Origin of the sequence: Paraburkholderia tropica (genome assembly GCF_014171495.1) — a bacterium.
Classification (GTDB): Bacteria; Pseudomonadota; Gammaproteobacteria; order Burkholderiales; family Burkholderiaceae; genus Paraburkholderia; species Paraburkholderia tropica.
Map to the genome: position 1 here is coordinate 696,069 of NZ_CP049136.1, position 19,498 is coordinate 715,566.

Annotated in this window: 21 protein-coding genes; 7 read left to right on the plus strand and 14 right to left on the minus strand. The window is 65.3% G+C overall.

What is annotated here, in order from left to right:
* Positions 1-18: 18 nt before the first annotated feature.
* The 6 genes from G5S35_RS26625 to G5S35_RS26650 all read left to right on the plus strand — a co-directional run bounded on the left by G5S35_RS26625 (position 19) and on the right by G5S35_RS26650 (position 5,546).
* Positions 19-1,353, plus strand: a complete 1,335-nt coding sequence (locus tag G5S35_RS26625) for an NAD(P)/FAD-dependent oxidoreductase (protein WP_183039973.1) — start codon at positions 19-21, stop codon at positions 1,351-1,353.
* On the plus strand, positions 1,350-2,210 hold the full coding sequence (locus G5S35_RS26630) for a DUF1365 domain-containing protein (protein WP_183039974.1): 861 nt from the start codon (positions 1,350-1,352) through the stop codon (positions 2,208-2,210). Before G5S35_RS26625 ends, G5S35_RS26630 begins: the two co-directional genes overlap by 4 nt.
* Complete coding sequence (locus G5S35_RS26635) at positions 2,207-3,466, plus strand: SAM-dependent methyltransferase (protein WP_176080874.1); 1,260 nt, start codon at positions 2,207-2,209, stop codon at positions 3,464-3,466. Before G5S35_RS26630 ends, G5S35_RS26635 begins: the two co-directional genes overlap by 4 nt.
* A gap of 142 nt (positions 3,467-3,608) precedes the next feature.
* Entirely contained in the window at positions 3,609-3,836 is a 228-nt protein-coding gene (locus tag G5S35_RS26640) for a hypothetical protein (RefSeq protein WP_065060946.1), read from the plus strand.
* Positions 3,837-4,060: 224 nt separating this feature from the next.
* Entirely contained in the window at positions 4,061-5,125 is a 1,065-nt protein-coding gene (locus G5S35_RS26645; RefSeq protein ID WP_237181749.1) for a polyamine ABC transporter substrate-binding protein, read from the plus strand.
* Between the two features lie 58 nt (positions 5,126-5,183).
* Entirely contained in the window at positions 5,184-5,546 is a 363-nt protein-coding gene (locus tag G5S35_RS26650) for a cupin domain-containing protein (RefSeq protein WP_183039976.1), read from the plus strand.
* Here G5S35_RS26650 and G5S35_RS26655 read toward each other — a convergent pair.
* The 6 genes from G5S35_RS26655 to G5S35_RS26680 form a co-directional block, all read right to left on the minus strand.
* A complete protein-coding gene (locus tag G5S35_RS26655; protein ID WP_183039977.1) occupies positions 5,536-7,050 on the minus strand; it encodes an amidase in 1,515 nt (504 codons plus the stop codon). The two genes, G5S35_RS26650 and G5S35_RS26655, sit on opposite strands and share 11 nt — an antisense overlap.
* A gap of 12 nt (positions 7,051-7,062) precedes the next feature.
* Complete coding sequence (locus tag G5S35_RS26660) at positions 7,063-7,728, minus strand: GntR family transcriptional regulator (RefSeq protein ID WP_074981907.1); 666 nt, start codon at positions 7,726-7,728, stop codon at positions 7,063-7,065.
* A gap of 55 nt (positions 7,729-7,783) precedes the next feature.
* The gene (locus tag G5S35_RS26665) at positions 7,784-9,109 is read right to left on the minus strand and encodes an amidase (RefSeq protein ID WP_183039978.1); all 1,326 of its coding nucleotides are present in this window, start codon (positions 9,107-9,109) and stop codon (positions 7,784-7,786) included.
* Positions 9,110-9,170: 61 nt separating this feature from the next.
* The gene (locus G5S35_RS26670; protein ID WP_065061040.1) at positions 9,171-10,139 is read right to left on the minus strand and encodes an ABC transporter substrate-binding protein; all 969 of its coding nucleotides are present in this window, start codon (positions 10,137-10,139) and stop codon (positions 9,171-9,173) included.
* Positions 10,136-10,954: an ABC transporter permease gene (locus G5S35_RS26675; protein ID WP_065060951.1), complete on the minus strand. Its 819-nt coding sequence runs from the start codon at positions 10,952-10,954 to the stop codon at positions 10,136-10,138. The genes G5S35_RS26670 and G5S35_RS26675 overlap by 4 nt, the downstream gene beginning before the upstream one ends.
* Complete coding sequence (locus G5S35_RS26680; RefSeq protein WP_237181730.1) at positions 10,951-11,805, minus strand: ABC transporter ATP-binding protein; 855 nt, start codon at positions 11,803-11,805, stop codon at positions 10,951-10,953. Before G5S35_RS26680 ends, G5S35_RS26675 begins: the two co-directional genes overlap by 4 nt.
* Here G5S35_RS26680 and G5S35_RS26685 point away from each other — a divergent pair.
* Positions 11,804-12,067 (plus strand): hypothetical protein, encoded by a 264-nt coding sequence (locus G5S35_RS26685; RefSeq protein ID WP_156773780.1) that lies wholly within the window; start codon positions 11,804-11,806, stop codon positions 12,065-12,067. The two genes, G5S35_RS26680 and G5S35_RS26685, sit on opposite strands and share 2 nt — an antisense overlap.
* Positions 12,068-12,133: 66 nt before the next feature.
* On the opposite strand, the gene G5S35_RS26690 is transcribed toward G5S35_RS26685, so the two are convergent.
* The 8 genes from G5S35_RS26690 to urtB all read right to left on the minus strand — a co-directional run bounded on the left by G5S35_RS26690 (position 12,134) and on the right by urtB (position 19,459).
* Positions 12,134-12,880: an SDR family NAD(P)-dependent oxidoreductase gene (locus tag G5S35_RS26690; protein WP_183039979.1), complete on the minus strand. Its 747-nt coding sequence runs from the start codon at positions 12,878-12,880 to the stop codon at positions 12,134-12,136.
* A 166-nt stretch (positions 12,881-13,046) separates the two neighbouring features.
* On the minus strand, positions 13,047-14,072 hold the full coding sequence (locus tag G5S35_RS26695) for an aliphatic amidase (RefSeq protein ID WP_065060954.1): 1,026 nt from the start codon (positions 14,070-14,072) through the stop codon (positions 13,047-13,049).
* Between the two features lie 77 nt (positions 14,073-14,149).
* Positions 14,150-14,485 carry an FmdB family zinc ribbon protein gene (locus G5S35_RS26700; protein ID WP_065060955.1) on the minus strand — a complete coding sequence of 112 codons (336 nt, stop codon included), beginning with the start codon at positions 14,483-14,485 and terminating at the stop codon, positions 14,150-14,152.
* Between the two features lie 38 nt (positions 14,486-14,523).
* Positions 14,524-15,762, minus strand: a complete 1,239-nt coding sequence (gene fmdA, locus G5S35_RS26705; RefSeq protein ID WP_065060956.1) for a formamidase — start codon at positions 15,760-15,762, stop codon at positions 14,524-14,526.
* Positions 15,763-15,823: 61 nt separating this feature from the next.
* Complete coding sequence (gene urtE / locus G5S35_RS26710) at positions 15,824-16,513, minus strand: urea ABC transporter ATP-binding subunit UrtE (RefSeq protein WP_065060957.1); 690 nt, start codon at positions 16,511-16,513, stop codon at positions 15,824-15,826.
* A gap of 34 nt (positions 16,514-16,547) precedes the next feature.
* The gene (gene urtD / locus G5S35_RS26715; protein WP_065060958.1) at positions 16,548-17,291 is read right to left on the minus strand and encodes an urea ABC transporter ATP-binding protein UrtD; all 744 of its coding nucleotides are present in this window, start codon (positions 17,289-17,291) and stop codon (positions 16,548-16,550) included.
* Positions 17,292-17,294: 3 nt separating this feature from the next.
* Positions 17,295-18,464, minus strand: a complete 1,170-nt coding sequence (urtC, locus tag G5S35_RS26720; RefSeq protein WP_065061041.1) for an urea ABC transporter permease subunit UrtC — start codon at positions 18,462-18,464, stop codon at positions 17,295-17,297.
* Positions 18,465-18,541: 77 nt separating this feature from the next.
* The gene (gene urtB / locus G5S35_RS26725) at positions 18,542-19,459 is read right to left on the minus strand and encodes an urea ABC transporter permease subunit UrtB (RefSeq protein ID WP_065060959.1); all 918 of its coding nucleotides are present in this window, start codon (positions 19,457-19,459) and stop codon (positions 18,542-18,544) included.
* Positions 19,460-19,498: the final 39 nt, after the last annotated feature.

A 19,498-nucleotide genomic window follows, 5' to 3' on the forward strand; every position in this document is an offset into this window, starting at 1 on the left:
AATCAGGGAGAAAAACGCATGGAACCCGCCCAGATCGCCGACGCCACGAGCGCCGCCTTGCCGCCGGGCCGCCGCGTGGCGGTCGTCGGCGGGGGTATCGCCGGGCTGGCGAGCGCGTGGCTGCTCGCGCGTCGCCATCGCGTCACGCTGTTCGAGGCGGCCGCGACGGCGGGCGGCCACGCGCATACCGTCGACGTCGCGCTCGACGGACAGCGTCATCCCGTCGACACCGGTTTTCTGGTGTTCAACGAGCGCACCTATCCGAACCTCGTGGCGCTGTTCGCCGAACTCGGCGTGCGCGTGCATCGCAGCGAGATGTCGTTTTCGGTGTCGATGGACGGCGGCGCGCTGGAGTGGGCGGGCACGAATCTGAACACCGTGTTCGCGCAGCGCCGCAACCTCTTTTCGCCGACGTTCATCGGTATGCTGCGCGACATTCTGCGTTTCAACGCCGCCGCCGAACATCATCTGGAAACAGCGCGGCGCGAGCGGCTTTCGGTGGGCGAACTGCTGACGGCGGGCGGCTACGGCGCACCGTTCCAGCGCCACTATCTGTTGCCGATGGCCGCCGCCATCTGGTCGAGCGCCGCGCGCGACGTGCTGCGCTTTCCGGCCGCGACCTTTCTGCGCTTCTGCCTCAATCACGCCTTGCTACAGGTGAACAACCGGCCGCCGTGGCAAACCGTGGCGGGCGGCTCGCGCGAATACGTCGCGCGCCTGCTCGCCACGCTCGACGACGTGCGCCTGAACACGCCCGTGCGCGCGGTGCGCCGCGACGCGTCGGGCGTCATGATCGCGACCGATGACGCGGGCGCGGAACGTTTCGACGCCATCGTGCTCGCGAGCCACGCGCCCACGACGCTGGCCTTGCTCGCCGATGCCGACGACGCCGAACGCGACGTGCTCGGGGCCGTGCGCTATCAACGCAACGTGGCGCTGCTACACACCGACACGGCGCTGCTGCCGCGCCGCCGACGCGTGTGGTCGGCGTGGAATTACCTCAGCCGTGCGTCGGCGCATCATGCGGGCAGCGACGCCGATGCGCAGCCCGTCTGCGTGAGCTACCTCATCAACCAGTTGCAGCCGCTGCCGTTTCGCACGCCCGTGGTGGTCACGCTCAATCCGGTGAGCGAACCCGCGCCGCACGCCGTGCTCGGCCGCTACGTCTACGAACATCCGCTGCTCGACCTCGCGGCCATCGACGCGCAACAGCGCCTGCCCGATCTGCAAGGGCGGCGCGCGACGTGGTTCGCGGGCGCGTGGACCGGCTACGGCTTTCACGAAGACGGCCTCAAGTCGGCGCTGCGCGTGGCGCGCGACTTCGGCGTGATGCCTGCGTGGGGCCGCCCATGAGCCCACGCGCCGATCTCGCGCGCGGCGCGCCGCCGTTCGCCCGCCCCGCACGCCCAGGCGAGGATGCGCACGCGGCCTGTCTGCTCACGGGCCGCGTGGTGCACGAACGCCTGCGCCCCGCACATCACGCGTTCGCGTATCCGCTGTTCCAGATCTGCTGCGATCTCGACCGCCTCGACGCGCTGCAATGCGGGTGGTTCGGCATCGACCGTCGGCGCGTGTTCTCGCTCGATCCGCGCGACTATGGACCGCGCGATGGACGCGCGCTCGCGCCGTGGATGCGCGCGCGTCTCGCCGACGCGGGCATTCCCGCCGATGGCGCGATCTGGTTGCAAACGCTGCCGCGCATCTTCGGTCACGCGTTCAATCCGGTGAGCTTCTGGTATTGCTACGACCGCGCGGGCCGCCTGCGCGCGCTCTACGCCGACGTACGCAACACCTTCGGCGCGCATCACGGCTATCTATTGAGCGCGCCCGATCACGCGCCGATCGGCAATACGACCGAGCTGCAGTGCCGCAAGACCTTTCACGTTTCGCCGTTTTGCCGCGTCGAGGGCCACTATCGGTTTCGCGTGCGCCAGCACGGCGCGCGGCTTGTCACCGCGATCGATTACGTCGATAGTCTCGGCGTGCTGCTGCGCACCGCCATCGCCATGCGCGCCGAACCGCTCGACGCACGCCGCGCATTCGGCGCGCTCCTGCGTCAGCCGCTCCTCACGCCCGGCGTCGTGCTGCGGATTCACTGGCAGGCGCTGCGCCTCTGGCTCAAACGCGTGCCGTTTTTCGGCAAACACCCGCCTACACCCCACGCATCCGACGCATCCTTGCGCCCCACCGATCACGAGGCCCGCTCATGACGCTGCTCCGCCTGCCCACGGCCGCGCACCCGCCGATGCCGCTTGCGGCCCGTCTCTTTCTTGCCTTGCTGCGCAGGATCCGTCACGGCCATCTGACGCTGACGACGCCCGACGGCGCGCAGCAGGTGTTCGGCGATGCACGCGACGTCCCGGCCGCCGCGCTGCGCATTCACGACTGGCGCGCGTGCCGGGCGATCCTTCGCGCGGGCGATATCGGTTTCGCCGAGGCGTTGCGCGCGCAATGGCTCGACGCGCCCGATCTCACCGCGCTGATGCGCCTCGCGATCCGCAACGAAGACGCCGTCGCCACGACCCTGCACGGCGGCCCGCTCGCGCGCGTGTGGTACGCGCTGCGCCATCGGCTGCGCCGCAACACGCGCGCCGGCAGCCGACGCAATATCCACGCGCATTACGATCTGGGCAACGCGTTCTACGCGGCGTGGCTCGATGAAACGATGACCTATTCGAGCGCCTGTTTCGACGACGACGCACACCGTCCGCTCGACGAAGCGCAGTGCGCGAAGTATCAGCGCATCATCGATACGCTCGCGCTCGCGCCCGGCATGCGCGTGCTCGAAATCGGCTGCGGCTGGGGCGGTTTCGCGTTGTATGCGGCGCGGCAAGGCATCCATGTGCGCGGCGTGACGATTTCGCAGGAACAACACGCGTGGGCCAGCGAACGCGTGAAAGCGGCGCAGCTTGCGCATCTCGCGGAGATCGAGTTGCGCGATTATCGTGATCTTCGCGAAAACGACGGCCAGTACGATGCGATCGTCTCCATCGAAATGTTCGAAGCCGTGGGCGAAGCGTGGTGGCCGACGTATTTCGACACGCTTTCGCGTCTGCTGAAACCGGGCGCGCGGGCGCTCGTGCAAACCATCACCATCGACGATGCGCATGTCGAACGTTATCGCACGTCGAGCGACTTTATCCGCGAGATGATTTTTCCGGGCGGCATGTTGCCCGGTCCGCAGCAATTCGTGCGCGCCGCGCAGCAGGCGCAGCTCGAAGCACGCGCCGTCTTTGCATTCGGACGCGATTATGCGCAGACCTTGCGTCTGTGGCGCGCAAGTTTCGAAAGCCGACTCGACACCCTGCGCGCGCTCGGTTTCGACGATGCGTTCATTCGCATCTGGACGCTCTATTTCGGCTATTGCGAAGCCGCGTTCGACGAAGGACGCACGGATGTGATGCATTTCGTCGTGCAACGCTGTGACGGACATCCTCGCGCTCATCCCCGCGCACATCCCCATTGACACGCTTTTTGGCGCGGGTACCATGAATCCACCGGTTAAAGCGTGCGTGGCGCTGCGCATTTCCAGGCCACCGCTTCGCTATTCAACCGGCATCCGCTCAACAGTCCGACGCTCCTGTGCTTCGACCCGTGCGCCTTAGATCATGAAAATTCGTGGCCCCTTGATACAGTACGATCGAGGACGTGGCGGCTTTCTCGCCATGCGCAGCACGATTGTTTCAGGCGCCAGCCACGTCGCCCGGCCGTGCAGCTATTGCTCGATCGACACGGTCATCTCCATTCGCTCCGTGCGCCGCCATCATTCGGCTATGAGCTGCGATTTCATCGGCGTTCGTAAAGACGAAATCGCCTCCCTGCTGCCCAAGCCCTAGCCTGCTGTCCGCCCCGTTCGTCTGATATCGCGCCGCTTCGCGTTGTGCGGCCTTGCTGCGCGCCACGCGATCGCACGCGATGCCGGTCATCACGTACGCCTCGTCCGTTCACGCGGATGCCGGGCGCGAAGACGCGCATACCGTCTTCGAATCAACTCCAGGGAAGCAGGATGAAACTTCACGACACGCTCCAACGCACCGTCCCCGTGACGTGCGCCGCCACGATGCTCGCGCTCGCCGCCGTCCAGCCCGCCATGGCGGACGACGCACAGGTCAACGTCTACAACTGGTCCGACTACATTGCGCAGGACACGGTGCCCACGTTCGAGAAGCAGACCGGCATCAAGGTGCGTTACGACAGCTACGATAGCGACGACACGCTGCAAGCCAAACTGCTCGCCGGCAGTTCCGGTTACGACGTGGTCGTGCCATCGTCGGCGTATATGGCGCGGCAGATCGAGGCCGGCGTGTATCAGAAGCTCGATAAATCGCAATTGCCGAATCTCGCGAATCTCGACCCGCATCTGATGAAAATGGTCAGCGACGCCGACCCCGGCAATCAATACGGCGTGCCGTGGGCGTGGGGCACGGACGGCGTCGCGTACAACGCACAGGAAGTGCAAAAGGCGTTCGGCGGCGCGACGCCGCCCGATTCATGGGCGCTGGTTTTCGATCCCGAGAATCTCTCGAAACTCAAAAGCTGTGGCGTGTCGTTTCTCGATTCGGCATCGGACGTATTTCCCGCCGTGCTGCAATATCTGCATCGCAATCCGAACAGCACGAATCCCGCCGATTACACCGCGGCCTACGAAGTGCTGAAGAAAGTGCGCCCCTATATCACGCAGTTCAATTCGTCGGGCTATATCAACGACCTCGCGAATAACGACGTGTGCATCGCCGTGGCGTATTCGGGCGATGCCGGTATCGCGCGTCGGCGCGCTATCGAGGCGAAGCGCCACTATCAGATTCAGTTCGTGAATCCGCAGGAAGGCGGTCTGCTCTGGTTCGACATGATGGCGATTCCGAAAGACGCGCCGCATCCCGAAGCGGCGCTCAAATGGATCAATTACATCGAAGATCCGAAAACGAGCGCCGGCATCACCAACGAAGTGTTTTATCCGACCGCGAATCGTGCGTCGTATCCGCTGGTTCAAACGGCGATCATGAAAGATGCCAGCACGTTTCCTTCCGACGAAGTCATCGACAAGATGACCGTCATGCGTCCGCAACCGGCGGCAATCATGCGGCTGCAAAGCCGTTTGTGGGCGCAGTTGAAATCGGGCACGTAAGGGCTTGATTCGCCGCCGCGCGCCGCTTTGTTTCTCTCACCTTTTTATTGCCAACATCATGCGCATTCTGGATATCGTCGATTACTCGCAACCCGCGAAAGAAACGCTCGAATGGGAGCCGAAGCCCGAAGTCGTGCTTTCCGGCCGACCGCGTCAATCGGCCGACATGCATTTCACGAGCCCGTGCGGACAATTGTCGACGGGCATCTGGACCAGCGAACGCGGTTGCTGGCGCGTGAATTTCACGGAGAACGAGTATTGCGAAATTCTCGAAGGCGTCTCGGTGCTGCGCGATGAATCGGGTGCGGAAAAAGCCGTGCGCGCGGGCGACCGCTTCCTGATACCCGCCGGTTTTCAGGGGACGTGGGAAGTGGTCGAGCCGTGCCGCAAAGTGTTCGTCTCGGTCGAGTTCAAAGGCTGAGCGACGCGTCGCGCAAGCGAGGCGGATCGGTGACGATCGAACGCAGCGCGGCGCGCGCCTGATGGGGCGTGCCGCGCAACGCGGCGAGATCCGGCACCGGGCGCGCGAGCGCGGGTTCGCGCGCGAACGCGACTTCGAGCGCCTGCGCCGCGTCGAGCAGGCGCGCGTCGCCGCGCATCGGCCCGATCAGTTGCAGACCGAACGGCATGCCCGCGTGATCGATGCCGCAAGGCAGCGACATCGATGGATTCGTCAACACCGTCACAACATAAGTGAGCGCGACCCATCGATAATAATTTTCGAGCGGCGTGCCGTCGATCGACTCGCAATGCGAGGTCGTCCACGCAAACGGCGTGACCGGCGAGACCGGCGAAACAATCACGTCGTAGCGCGAGAAATGCGCCTGAAACTGCCGATACAACGCCGTGCGCTGCGTCTCGGCGCGCGCAACGTCGGCGAGCGTGAGCGCCCCGCCCATTTCGTAATTCGCGCGCGTATTCGCGCCGAGCAGCGACGGATCGCGCTCATAGGTCTCGCGCAGGCTCGCAACGAATTCCTGCGCGCGCACGACGTCGAACACGCGATGCGCTTCGCGCAAATCGATGTCGATCGGCTCGCACTGCGCCACGATGCGCGAGAGGCGCTCGATCTTCGCGCGGAACGTGGCGCGAATCGACGCATCGACGGCGCACGCGCCAAAATCTTCGGTATAGCCGATGCGCAGCGCCGAAAGATCGAGGCGCGGCTCGCGCGCGAAGGCGTCGAGCGTCGCGGGATAGCTAAGCGGATCGGCGCTCGCGTGACCGGCGACGGCGGCCAGTTGCAGCCGCACATCGGCGACGTTGCGCCCCATCGGGCCGCTGACCCAGTTCGGCGCCCAGCCCAACACGCGGCGTTCGGAGGGCACGAGCCCCGGCGACGCGCGATAGCCCACCACGCCGCAAAGCGCGGCCGGAATGCGCAGCGAGCCGCCGAGATCCGAACCCGTGGCGAGCGGCAGCATGCCGGTGGCGAGTGCGACCGCCGAGCCGCCCGACGAACCGCCCGCGTTCAGCCGCGTGTCGAACGGATTGCCCGTCGCGCCCCAGACCGCGTTGCGCGTGTTCGCGCCCGCACCCATTTCCGGCACATTGGTTTTGGCCGCGACGATGGCGCCCGCCGCGCGCAAACGCGCGACGAAAGCGTTATCGCTGACCGGCACATGATCGCGATACAGCGGCGAGCCGTAAGTGGTCAGCAAGCCGCCCGTCTCTTCGAGATCCTTCACACCGATCGGCAAACCGTGCAGCACGCCCAGCGCTTCGCCACGCGCGACAGCCTGTTCGGCACGACGCGCTTCGTCGCGCGCGCGTTCGAACGCCGTGGCCGCGAGCGCGTTGACGGCAGGCTCGATCGATTCGATGCGCGCGAGACACGCATCGAGCAATTCGACCGGCGACAACTCGCCGTTGCCGATCAGACGCCGCGCGTCGACGGCGGATAAATCAGCCAGTGAAACAGACATTCGAACCTTCCATCAAGCCGCCAGCGCGCGCGCCGATTGATCGACGCAGGCGACGATCGCATCGCGCGTGTTGAGCAGATGCACGCGCGTCTGCTCCTGCACGGCGGCGGCGTCGCGCGCGCGCCAGGCCGCGAGCAGATGCGCGTGCTCGTCGTTATTGCTCGCCATGATATCCGGCTGCACGTACATCGACAGCGACACATACGGACGCGCGAGCAGCGACAGCCCGCGCACGACTTCGAACAGCCGCGTGTGCGCCTCGCACTGCATCAGATGCTGATGAAAATCCTCGTTGAGCAAGGCCCATTGCTCGGAACTGGGCGCGGCCTGGCTCATGGCATCGTGGCTCGCCTGCGCCGCGTCGAGTTGCGCGGCGCTCGCGCGCAGACACGCACGCGCGGCAAGCATCGGTTCGAGCAGCATGCGCAACTCGTAGATTTCGCTGACGTCGTCGGCGGTGAGGCCGCGCACTTCCACGCCCTTGTTCGGATCGATCGCCACCAGCCCTTCGGCGCGCAGATCGCGGAACGCTTCGCGCACGGGCGTCGTGCTCACGCCGAGCCGCTTTGCCACTTCCTCCTGGCGCATGCGCGTGCCCGCCTTGTAGACGCCCTGCAAAATCTCCGCGCGCAGCGTGCCGAGTACGTATTCCTGAATCGTGCGATACGGCTTGCCCATGCTGTCTCCCTGGTCGCTCTGGTCGCTCTGGTCGCTCTGGTCGCTATCGTCGACGCTACGCGATCGCCTCGGTGCTCGCCGCGGCAAGCTCAAGCTCGCGCCGCGCGCCGATCACCTGCTCGATCCACGCCGCCACGCGCAGCGTCTCAAGATCCTCGCCAAACGCGCCGATGGTCTGGAAACCCAGCGGCAACCCCGCATCGGTCCAGCCCGACGGCACCGTCACGGCCGGCATGCCGAGCAGACTCCACGGCGCGCAGAACGTGGGGTCGCCGGTGTCGTCGAGACCTTGCGGCGCGACGCCCGTGGCGGGCACGCTCACGAGCGCGTCGCAGCCCGCGAGCAGTTGCGCCGAGCGCGCGCGCCATTGCGCCTGCAATTCGAGCGCGGCCTGATAACGCGCCTCGGGCATCGCCGCGCCTTCATCGACGAGCGCACGCATATGCTCACTCAACTGCTCGCGATGCGCGCGCGCCTCGGGCCCGACCGCGTGCCACGCTTCCACGCGCAGAATCACCTGCAACGCGTCGACGATCTGTTCGAGATCGGCCTCGAATTCGATCTCGGCGATCTCCGCGCCCGCCGCGCGCAACTGCGCGAGCGCGGCGTCGAAATTCACTTTCTGCATGTCCTGCAAACGCGCATCGAACGGCGTGCGTACGACACCGAGACGCGGCGGCGCAGCGAGCGGCGCGAACCACGCCTGCCAGGCGTCGACGCTGTCGATCGCTTCCACGCGCTGCGCGACGAACAGCGCGTGCGCGAGCGCCGCCACTTCCACGTCGCGCGCGAAGAAGCCGATGTGATCGAGCGACGCGGCGAGCGCATGCACGCCCTCGCGCGAGATCGTGCCGTAGCTCGGCTTGTAGCCCACCACGCCACAGTACGCGGCGGGCCGGATCACCGATCCCACCGTCTGCGTGCCGAGCGCAAGCGGCACGATGCCCGCGCCCACAGCCGCCGCCGATCCGCTCGACGATCCGCCGGGCGTATGATCGCGACGCCAAGGATTCACGGTCGGCCCCGGCTGACGCCAGGCGAATTCGGTCGTCACGGTCTTGCCGAACACCAGCGCGCCGAGTTCGCGCAGTTGCGTCACGATCGGCGCATCGGCTTGCGGACGATGGCCGCGCCAGATCGGCGAGCCGTAGCACGTCGGCATATCGACGGTGTCGATCAGGTCCTTCACGCCCACGGGCAGACCCGCGAGCGGCGCATACGCGTCGGGCTCGACGTACGCATCCGGACGATGCGTGAAAACGTGCAGCGATTCGAGCGCCTCGGCGCGCGCCACGGCTTCGTCGAGCCGCGCGCGACTCGCGGCCGGATTGCCGCGCTGCGCGATCAGCGCCGTCACGAACGACGGGTTGGCTTCGTTCATCCTGTCCTTCCATTCGAAGCGTCGGCGCAGCGCGCCGACGCGATAACGGGCGTCGCGGCGCTTACTTCTTCGCGGCGGCCGCGGCAAACGAATTGTCGACGGCACTTGCATAGCTCACGCTGCCAGGCTTGATATTGCCGATCGACTCCTGCAGATCGAGCGCATTGCGAAACGCCTGCTCGGAAATCTCGGGCGTCGGCGCGTAAATGTTTTGATCGATCAGGCGGCCCACGGCCGCGTCGACGATCTTCGCGTCGAGCGAGGGAAATTCCGTCTTCGCGACCGCCTTCGCCGTGTCCGGCGATTGATGAATCAGCGCCTCGGCCTCGCCGATCGACTTCACGAACGCCGCCACCATCTGCGGCTTGTCCTTGATGGTCGACGCCGCCGTGTCGATGGTCGAGAACGCATAGCCGCCCGGATAGGCCTTCGGGAAACCGTACACGACCTTGTAGCCCTGCGCGATGCCGGTGTCCGCCTGCGGTTCGTAGACTGCCGCCGCCTGGCTGCGGCCCGCGCTCACGGGCGCGAGTTCGGTGCCCAGTTGCACCGTGTTCAGCGACACCTTCTCGATCTTCTGATCCTTGATGAGCCGTTGCAGCAGATACGTGCTGGTCGAAGGCGGCAGCGCCGTGGCGACGCTCTTGCTCGACATGTCGCCGGGCTGATGCACGCCCGCGTCGGGCGGCGCGATCACCCACACCGGCACGCCCGCCACCACGTTCGCGACGGCCATCACGTTCGCGCCCTTGAGGTTCGCGAGCACGGCCGTCATCGGATCCTGCAGCGAGAAGTCCGCATGGCCGCCGATCACCGCCGCCACGCCCGCCGCGCCGCTGCCCGCCGTGACCTTCTTCACGTCGAGACCGTTCTTCGCGAAGATCCCCTTGTCGATCGCCACGTAAAGCGGCAGATACTGAATCGACTGAAAAGCCTGATACACCGTAACCGGTTCCGCCGCCCGCGCGGACACCTGAACGCTCAACCCCGTCACTGCCGCCGCAATGGCAATCGCGCTTACTCGTTTCATCGTGTTGACTTCCATGAAATGACCTTTGCTTCCGTGAATTGGACGATCCAGCCCAGCAGCGTCGCCATCAGCGTGAGCACGATAATGCCGAGCCACACCGTATTCAGATCGAACAGCGATCCGGCGACGAACACCTCATGCCCGAGTCCTGCCTGCGAAGCGATGTACTCGCCCACCACCGCGCCGATCAGCGCGAAGCCGATGTTCACGCGCAGCGTCGAGAACACCCACGGCAGCGCGCCCGGCACGATCAGCTTCGTGAAGATCATCGAAGGCTTCGCGTTGAACGAGCGGAACAGGTTGAGCAGATCCTTGTCGACTTCGCGCGCCGCCGCACACGACGAGATCATCGCCACGGCGAAGGTGGAAATGCCCGCGAGCCAGACTTTCGACGTCATGTCCGAGCCGAACCAGATGACGATCAGCGGCCCGAGCGCGATCTTCGGAATACTGTTCAGGATGACTGATAATCCTTCAGCGACGCCTGACACGCGCGGCACGAACCACAGCAGCAGCCCGAGGCCGATTCCGAGTCCGCTGCCCACCACGAGGCCCACCACCGTTTCGTAGAGCGTGACGAGCGTGTCGGGTATCAGCGTGCCGCCGTTCAGGCCTTGTTGCGCGGCCTGCCAGATGCCCGCGGGCGAGCCGAGCAGCTTGCCGTTGATCCAGCCCGCCGTGACCGCCACCTGCCACAGCGCGATCAGCGCCACGACGATGAGCGCGACCGCGCCCGTGGTGCCGAGCTTCGCCGCGCGGCGCGGCTTCGCGCGCCGCCGTGCGGGCGCGTTGGAGGAGATCGCAATATCGCTCATGCCGTGGCTCCCGCGTGCTGGATGGTATGGCTGCGCAGTCCGTTCCAGACGCGCGAATGGTAGGTGCGGAACTCGGGCGCCTCGCGCGCCGAGACCGCCGTGCGCGCGCCATGCGTGGTCAGGCGCACGTCGATGTCGTCTTCGATACGCGCCGGGCGGCCGCCCAGCAGGATCACGCGGTCGCTCATCGCAATCGCTTCCTCGATGTCATGCGTGACGAGCACGACGCTCGTGCCGCTCTGCTGGCGCAACGCCATCACATCGTCTTCGAGAGCGAGACGCGTCTCGTAGTCGAGCGCGGAAAACGGTTCGTCGAGCAGCACCAGCGTGGGATCGACCAGCAGCGTGCGCGTGAGCGCCACGCGCTGGCGCATGCCGCCCGAGAGCGAATGCGGATACGCGTCGGCCACCGCGCCGAGGCCGTAACGCGCGAGCATCTGGCGCGCGCGTTCGAGGTCGGCGCGCTTGACCTTGCGATACAGCTCGATGCCGAGCACGGCGTTTTGCAGCACCGTGCGCCACGGCATCAGCAGGTCTTTTTGCAGCATGTAGGCGATGCGCCCGGCGCTGCCGTCGTCGCGCTTGCCCACGCTGATCTGCCCCGACTGCGGCTTGATGAGCCCCGAGACGAGATTGAACAGCGTGCTCTTGCCCGCGCCGCTGCGGCCGACAATCGAGACGATCTCGCCGCTGCGCACGCTGAAATCGAGCCGTTCGAAGATCGGCACGTCGACACCATCGGCAGTCCGAAATGCGTGACTGAGTTGCTGGACCTTCAGGCGGTCCGTACCCGACGCATGCGTCGAAGCGATGTTCCCCGCGTGCGGGGTTGCAATGGCTGAGACACTCATGGACATCCTCATCGGTACGTGGCGTACGTTTGTGCTGTGCACAACACATAGTGCACAGTCAAAAAACCACGACGCAAGTGAAAAAATAAATTCCGCGCAATCGGGAATTCACCTGCTCGATGATGGTGCGTCAATGCGGATTCGCGGGCGCGAATCGCACCAGAGCGGCGTGCAAACGCCGTGCGATGGTGCGTTTTTCGGGGAGACGTGTGAACAGGAGGCGCGCGTCGAAAAAGAAACCGCGCGCAAACAACGAGACTAGCGAAATCAAAATAGAAACGCCGCCAGCGAGATCGCGGGCGGCGCGTCTTACTGCCGGAATCGACGATTAACGGATACCGCCCGCCGCCAGCAGATGCTCGCCGGTTAGCCAGCGCGCTTCGTCGGAAGCGAGGAACACCGCCACATCGGCGATATCCTGCGGCTGACCCGCGCGGCCGAGCGGCGTCTTCGCGATGAAGTCCGCGGCCATGTCCGAGCCGGTGATGCCCGCGCTGTGCGTGCCTTCGGTTTCGACGTAGCCGGGATTGATCGCGTTCACGCGGATCTTACGCGGGGCAAGCTCCAGCGCCAATACGTTCGTGATCGCGTCGAGCGCGCCTTTGGTGCCGGTGTAGATCGCGCTCGCGGGCGGCGTGATGCGCGTGACGCCCGAACTGATATTGATGATGCTTGCGCCTTCGCCCAGATGCTTCACGGCCGCCTGGGTGACGAGCAGCGGCCCGAGCACGTTGGTGTCGAACTGGCGATGGAACTCCTCGGCGGTGATGTCCTCGACCGGCGAGAACGCATACACGCCCGAATTGTTCACGACGATATCGAGGCGGCCGAACGCGTCGATGGCCGTTTGCACGAGCTTCGCGGCGTCGGCGGGCTGCGAGACGTCGCCGCCTGCCGCCGTCGCCTTGCCGCCCGCAGCCTGAATCCGCTCGACGACCGCCAGCGCGCCGGATTGGCTGCTCGCATACGTCACCACGACCGACGCGCCCTCTTTCGCGAGCGCGCGGGCGATCGCCGCGCCGATTCCCTTCGATGCGCCCGTAACGAGCGCGACCTTTCCTTCGAGCCTGGCCATGACAAACCTCCAATGTGGATTGAACCGTTCGCTCGCCGCGCTGCGGCTTGCGTCGGTGCCGAACCACAATGTAGAGGGTGCCAGTGCCGCGAAAAAGGGCCTGGCGACGAATGGAGTGGCCGCATTTGCCGAACAATGCGCGTCGTGGACAAAGCCTCGACAGCGCTCAGTCTTCGTGTGGAATCCCGTCGATCGGGCACTCCGCCGTGCCGGGCGTGCTGCGCGTGAGCGCTTCCACGCGTCGGCGCGTGGCCTCGGGGTCGGCCACCCAATCGCGATAGAAACCGAACGGGCAATCCGCCACGCCGTTCGCGCCGTCGCCGGAATGGATCGTGCCGGTATAGCCGCGATGCAGCAGCTTGTACAGATGGTTCTGCGACTGCATGTTGCGGCGCGCGTCGCGGATCATGCCGAGCGACAGTTCCGCGTATTGCACCCCCATTTCCTCTTCGCCGCATTCGCCGAGCGTGCGCCCGTCGAAGCCCACGATCGCCGAGTGGCCGAAGTACGAATACACGCCGTCCCAGCCCGTGGCGTTCGCGACCGCCACATAGGTGTTGTTCATCCACGCCATCGCTTTCGCGACCATCACCTGCTGCTCTTTCGCCGGATACATATAGCCCTGGCAGCGCACGATCAACTCCGCGCCGTTCATCGCGCAGTCGCGCCAGATCTCCGGATAATTGCCGTCGTCGCAAATAATCAGGCTGATTTTCAGGCCTTTCGGACCGTCCGACACATACGTGCGATCGCCCGGATACCAGCCTTCGATCGGCGTCCACGGCATGATCTTGCGGTACTTCTGCACGATCTCGCCGCGATTGTCGATCAGCACGAGCGTGTTGTACGGCACCTTGCGCGGATGCTCCTCGTGACGTTCGCCCGTGATCGAGAACACACCCCACACATTGGCCTTGCGGCACGCCGCCGCGAAAATATCGGTCTCTTCGCCGGGAATCGTCGACGCCGTATCGAACATCTCCTGGCGGTCGTACATGATGCCGTGCGTGGAATACTCGGGAAACACCACGAGGTCCATGCCCGGCAAACCCTGCTTCATGCCGACCACCATATCGGCGATACGGCGCGCGTTGTCGAGCACCTCCGCCTTCGTGTGCAGACGCGGCATCTTGTAGTTGACCACCGCAACGCCCACACAATCGCGGCTGCTCGAAATATCACCATGTCGCATGATGCTTCCTCCTTGAATGCGTTGATGCCACGCGCGAAGGCCGCCGCTTGCGGGCAGCGGTTCGCGCGCGGCACACCTTAGTGGCTGATCATCCAGGGCCGTCCCGCCGGCCGTTTGAGACCGTCCGACGCCGCGCCCGCGAGCTTCGCGGCGCCGCCCGAGCAGCAACTGCACCCCGCACGATGACGCAGCGGCGGACCGTCGCCGGACTGACGCGGCGCGTGCGCGGCGCGTTCGTTGGTCGCGTGCGCCGCGCGGCGCGTGTTCGCCATCAGCGCCAGCGAAGGCGCACTGATGACGCGTCCGCCTTCCGCGCCGCAGTCGGGACAACGGCACGGTTTTTCGCGGTCCGCAATGCGGCGCATGACGGAGAACGGCCCGCAGCTTGCGCACTCGAAGTCGTAGATCGGCATGACAGCTTCCTTTGAATGACGTCGGCGAGAATCCGGAATCAGGCCTTCACGAGATCCGGCGAACACGGCAGATCCACGCCGCCCTGAATGTGCTGGATCGGGCCGTCGGCGTTCGGGCGAATGTCGAAATCGAAGATCTGCGTGGGCAGCCACAAGGTCGCGCACGCATTCGGAATATCGACCACGCCGCTGATATGCCCCTGCACCGGCGCACAACCGAGCAGCGAATACGCCTGCGCGCCGGAATAGCCGAACTTCTTCAGATATTCGATCGCGTTCAGACACGCCTGGCGATACGCGGTGGTCACGTCGAGATAATGCTGGCCGCCCTGCTCGTCGACGGAAATGCCTTCAAAAATGAGGTAATCGTTGTAATTGGGCGTGATCGGGCTCGGCTGGAACACGGGATTGCGAATGCCGTATTTCGCCATGCCGCCCTTGATGACGTTCACGCGCATATGCACCCAGCCCGCCATTTCGATCGCGCCGCAGAACGTGATTTCGCCGTCGCCCTGGCTGAAGTGCAGATCGCCGACCGAAAGGCCCGCGCCATCCACGTAGACCGGGAAAAACACCTTCGAGCCGCGCGACAGATCCTTGATGTCGCAATTGCCGCCGTGCTCGCGCGGCGGCACCGTACGTGCGCCCTGCGCGGCGGCTTTGTCGCGTGCTTCGCCCGCGAGCTTGCCCATGTGCGCCGTGGCCGCGAACGGCGGATTCGCAAGCGGCGGCACGCGTTCCGGATCGGTGGCGATCAGGCCGGTTTCGCGCGCATTCCACGTTTCCAGCAGTTTCGGATCGGGCAGGCAGCCGATCAGACCCGGGTGAATCAGGCCGGCGAAATTCACGCCCGGAATATGGCGCGAACTCGTGTAGACACCGTGAAAATCCCAGATCGACTTTTGCGCGCTCGGGAAATGATCGGTCAGAAAGCCGCCGCCGTTCGTCTTCGAAAAGAAGCCGTTGAAACCCCACTGGCTGTCCGCTTTCGCGCCGATGTCGAGCAGATCCACCACGAGCAGGTCGCCCGGCTCCGCGCCGTGCACGCCCACCGGGCCGGAGAGAAAGTGCACGATCGACAGGTCGATGTCGCGCACGTCGTCGGCGCTGTCGTCGTTCTTGATGAAGCCGCCGGTCCAGTCGTAGGTTTCGAGGATGAAGTCGTCGCCGGGCTTCACCCAGCAGGCCATCGGAATGTCGGGGTGCCAGCGGTTGTGCACCTGTTCGTTTTCGTAGGCCGACTGGTTCAGATCGACCTTGATGAGAGTGTCGGGCATTGCGTTCGCTCCTGGGTTCGCGGATTGACATACGGCGCGGCGCGCGAACGCCGCGCCGCGCTCAGACGGAGAGGTATTCGCGGATGCGGTCGGTGTCGCCCGCATCGCGCGTGCTTTGGTGCACGAAGCGCCCGCCTTCGATCACGAAGAGCCGGTCGGCCACGTCGAGCGCGAAGCTCAACACCTGCTCCGACACGACGATGGCGATGTTGCGGCTCGTGCGAATCTGATTGAGCGCCTTGGCGATGTCCTTGATGACCGAAGGCTGGATGCCTTCGGTCGGCTCATCGAGCAGCAGCACTTTCGGGTCGGTCGCGAGCGCGCGCGCAATCGCGAGTTGCTGCTGCTGGCCGCCCGAAAGATTGCCGCCCTTGCGCTTGCGCATGTCGAACAGCACGGGAAACAGCGCGTAAAGTTCGTCGGGCACGCGCTGGCTCTGCGCGTTTTCGAGGCCCGTCTGAATGTTTTCCTCGACGCTCAGCGAGGCGAAAATCTGCCGGCCTTGCGGCACGTAGGCGATGCCTTTCGACACGCGGCGGTAACTCTCGTCCTTCGAGACGTCGGCGCCGCCCACGCGCACCGTGCCGCGATTGGCGGGCAGCATGCCGATCAGCGCCTTGAACAGCGTGGTCTTGCCCATGCCGTTGCGGCCCATCACGGCCACGCTTTCGCCTTGCGAAACGGAAAAGCCGATGCCGTGCAGCACTTCGCTCTGGCCGTAGCTGACGACGAGATCGTCGACTTCCAGCATGATGTGTTCTCCGTGTTGTCGTTCAGTGGCCAACTCAGTGGCCCAGATAAACGTCGATCACGCGCGGATCGGCCTGCACCTGCGCCATCGGCCCTTCCGCGAGAATCTTTCCCTGATGCATGACCGTGACCTTGTGCGCGATACGCTCGACGAACGCCATGTCGTGCTCGATCACGATCATCGAGCGATTGCGGCAGATGCGGTCGAGCAGATCGGCCGTCAGTTCGCGCTCGCGCACGCTCATGCCCGCGATCGGTTCGTCGAGCATCAATAGTTCGGGATCCTGCATCAGCAGCATGCCGATTTCGAGCCACTGTTTCTGGCCGTGCGAGAGCAATCCCGCTTCCATATCGAGCGCGGCGGCCAGACCGATTTCGTCGGCGACGTCACGCACGCGATCGGCCACTTCGGCGTCTTCGCGATAGGCGAGCGCGCCAAACACGCTGCGTCCGCGCGGAAACGACACTTCGAGGTTCTGCGCCACGCTCAGGTTTTCGTAGATCGACGGCGTCTGGAACTTGCGGCCGATGCCTTTGCGCACGCGGCGAAATTCCGCGAGATTCGTGATCTCCTCGTTGCGGAATTTGATGCTGCCGGCCGTTTCCTTCGTCTTGCCGCAAATCAGATCGAGCAGCGTGGTCTTGCCGGCTCCGTTCGGTCCGATCACCACGCGCAGCTCGCCGCGTTCGAGATAGAGATTGAGCGAATCGATCGCCTTGAAGCCGTCGAACGACACGGTCAGGTCTTCGATCGCGAGCAGAAAGTCGGTATTGCTCATGCTTCATGCCTCCTTGTTCGCCGCGCCGAGCAGCCGCCGCACGCGCGGGCGCACGTGCTCTTCGTAGAGGCCCGCGAGCCCGTTCGGAAACACCATCACCACGCCGATGAACATCGCCGCCATCAGATAGAGCCAGAGATTCGGAAAGCTCTCCGAGAACCAGCTCTTGCCGAGGTTGACGAGAATCGCGCCGTACACCGCGCCGACCAGCGACATGCGCCCGCCGATGGCCGCGTAGATCACCATTTCGATCGACGGCACGATGCCCACGAACGACGGCGACATGAAGCCCACCTGCAGCGTAAACATCGCGCCGCCGATGGCCGCCAGCATCGCCGCGAGACAGAACGCGAACACCTTGAACATGGCGACGTCGTAGCCCGAGAAGCGCACGCGGTCTTCCTTGTCGCGCATCGCGAGCAGCAGCGTGCCGAGCTTGCTGCGCTGGACCCAGCGGCAGGCGAGCAGCGCGCCGATCAGCAGCGCGGCGTTCACGAAGTACAGCACCAGCTTCGCGTGATCGGTGCGAATGTCCCAGCCGAGCAGCGTGCGCAGGTCGGTGATGCCGTTCACGCCGCCCGTATAACCTTGCTGGCCGATGATCAGCACCGAGAGAATCAGCGCGACGGCCTGCGTGATGATCGCGAAGTACACGCCGCCCACGCGCCGCTTGAACATCGCGTAGCCGATCACGAACGCGAGCGCCGTGGGCACCACGAGCACCGCGAGTATCGAGAACGGCAAGTAGTGAAACGGCTTCCACCACGCGGGCAGCGCGGTGAGCTGATTCCAGTCCATGAAGTCCGGAATGCCGGGCGTGGTCTGCGTGCGCGTGGCGGCCGGATCGGACGCTTCGAGCTTGAGAAACATCGCCATCGCGTAGCCGCCGAGGCCGAAGAACACGCCCTGGCCGAGACTGAGCACGCCGCCGTAGCCCCACGCGATCACGAGGCCGATCGCCACGAACGCGTAGGTCAGGTACTTGCCCATCAGGTTCAGGCGGAACGTGTCGAGCGCGAGCGGAAACACGACCACGATCACCAGCGCGAGCAGCACGATGCCCGCGTAGCCCGAAGCGTCGAGCCACGCGAGGCGCGCGCGCCAGCCGGCCGGCGGCGCGCCCTGGCCGGATCGCGGGGATACGCCGCCCGCCGTGGGTTGGATGGGTTCCATGTCCATCTCCATACGAATGAAGCTGTGTGAATGAGGCTTGTGCAAAGACGTACGCTTTAACGCGGCTTCTGCGCGGCTTAAACGCGCCGCACCTTCGAAGCGAACAGACCTTGCGGACGCAGCATGAGAATCACCACGACGGTCAGCAGCGTGAGCACGCGCGCAATCGAGCCCGAGAGAAAGAACTCGCTGATCGACTGCATCTGCGCGATGCCGAACGCCGACGCCACGGTGCCGAGCAGACTCGCCGCGCCGCCGAACGTGACCACCAGAAACGAATCGACGATATAGAGCGAGCCGCTCGTCGGTCCCGTCGAGCCGATCGCCGTGAAGGCCGCGCCCGCCACGCCCGCGATGCCGCAGCCGATCGCGAAGGTCATGCGGTCGGTGCGCCGCGTGTTGATGCCCGCCGCGTTCGCCATCGGCCGGTTCGCGACCGTGGCGCGCACGCGCAGGCCCCAGCGCGAGCGATAGAGCGCGAGCAGCAGGCCGCCCGTCATCAGCAACGCGAGAAACATCACGAACATGCCGCTCACCGGAATGTCGAGGCCGGGCGTGGGCTCCCACGAACCCATCAGCCAGTCGGGCAGCGCCGGGCTCACTTCCTTCGGCCCGAAGGTCGAGCGAAACACCTGCTGCATGCCGAGGCTCAGGCCCCAGGTGGCGAGCAGCGTGTCGAGCGGGCGCTTGTAGAGATGGCGGATCAGCGCCCATTCGGCGAGCCAGCCCGCCGCGAACGCCAGCGCGAACGCCGCGAGAATCGCGAAGAAGAAATACACGGGCGTGAATGCGTGCCAGACGTTCTGCGAGAACCACGAAAACATGTAGACCGTATAGGCGCCGATCGTCATGAATTCGCCGTGCGCCATATTGATGACGCCCATCTGGCCGAAGATCACGGCGAGCCCGAGCCCCATCAGGAGCAGGACGCTGAAGAGGCTCAGACCGGCGAAGCCCTGCATCAGCGTGATGTTGAAAATATCGGTAGCGGACATCGAACGCTCCTCGCGCGGCGGCGTCGTGCGCCGCCGCGC

Bases quoted from the DNA above. Each gene is read 5' to 3' on its own strand.
- G5S35_RS26675 (WP_065060951.1), bottom strand. From the start codon at position 10,954: ATGAGCGATATTGCGATCTCCTCCAACGCGCCCGCACGGCGGCGCGCG.
- G5S35_RS26695 (WP_065060954.1), bottom strand. From the start codon at position 14,072: ATGCGACATGGTGATATTTCGAGCAGCCGCGATTGTGTGGGCGTTGCG.
- urtD (WP_065060958.1), bottom strand. From the start codon at position 17,291: ATGAGCAATACCGACTTTCTGCTCGCGATCGAAGACCTGACCGTGTCG.
- G5S35_RS26640 (WP_065060946.1), top strand. From the start codon at position 3,609: ATGAAAATTCGTGGCCCCTTGATACAGTACGATCGAGGACGTGGCGGC.
- G5S35_RS26645 (WP_237181749.1), top strand. From the start codon at position 4,061: ATGCTCGCGCTCGCCGCCGTCCAGCCCGCCATGGCGGACGACGCACAG.
- G5S35_RS26625 (WP_183039973.1), top strand. From the start codon at position 19: ATGGAACCCGCCCAGATCGCCGACGCCACGAGCGCCGCCTTGCCGCCG.
- G5S35_RS26655 (WP_183039977.1), bottom strand. From the start codon at position 7,050: ATGTCTGTTTCACTGGCTGATTTATCCGCCGTCGACGCGCGGCGTCTG.
- G5S35_RS26700 (WP_065060955.1), bottom strand. From the start codon at position 14,485: ATGCCGATCTACGACTTCGAGTGCGCAAGCTGCGGGCCGTTCTCCGTC.
- G5S35_RS26690 (WP_183039979.1), bottom strand. From the start codon at position 12,880: ATGGCCAGGCTCGAAGGAAAGGTCGCGCTCGTTACGGGCGCATCGAAG.
- G5S35_RS26680 (WP_237181730.1), bottom strand. From the start codon at position 11,805: ATGAGTGTCTCAGCCATTGCAACCCCGCACGCGGGGAACATCGCTTCG.
- G5S35_RS26670 (WP_065061040.1), bottom strand. From the start codon at position 10,139: ATGAAACGAGTAAGCGCGATTGCCATTGCGGCGGCAGTGACGGGGTTG.
- G5S35_RS26650 (WP_183039976.1), top strand. From the start codon at position 5,184: ATGCGCATTCTGGATATCGTCGATTACTCGCAACCCGCGAAAGAAACG.
- urtE (WP_065060957.1), bottom strand. From the start codon at position 16,513: ATGCTGGAAGTCGACGATCTCGTCGTCAGCTACGGCCAGAGCGAAGTG.
- G5S35_RS26660 (WP_074981907.1), bottom strand. From the start codon at position 7,728: ATGGGCAAGCCGTATCGCACGATTCAGGAATACGTACTCGGCACGCTG.
- G5S35_RS26630 (WP_183039974.1), top strand. From the start codon at position 1,350: ATGAGCCCACGCGCCGATCTCGCGCGCGGCGCGCCGCCGTTCGCCCGC.
- G5S35_RS26635 (WP_176080874.1), top strand. From the start codon at position 2,207: ATGACGCTGCTCCGCCTGCCCACGGCCGCGCACCCGCCGATGCCGCTT.
- G5S35_RS26665 (WP_183039978.1), bottom strand. From the start codon at position 9,109: ATGAACGAAGCCAACCCGTCGTTCGTGACGGCGCTGATCGCGCAGCGC.
- urtC (WP_065061041.1), bottom strand. From the start codon at position 18,464: ATGGAACCCATCCAACCCACGGCGGGCGGCGTATCCCCGCGATCCGGC.
- G5S35_RS26685 (WP_156773780.1), top strand. From the start codon at position 11,804: ATGGACATCCTCATCGGTACGTGGCGTACGTTTGTGCTGTGCACAACA.
- fmdA (WP_065060956.1), bottom strand. From the start codon at position 15,762: ATGCCCGACACTCTCATCAAGGTCGATCTGAACCAGTCGGCCTACGAA.
- urtB (WP_065060959.1), bottom strand. From the start codon at position 19,459: ATGTCCGCTACCGATATTTTCAACATCACGCTGATGCAGGGCTTCGCC.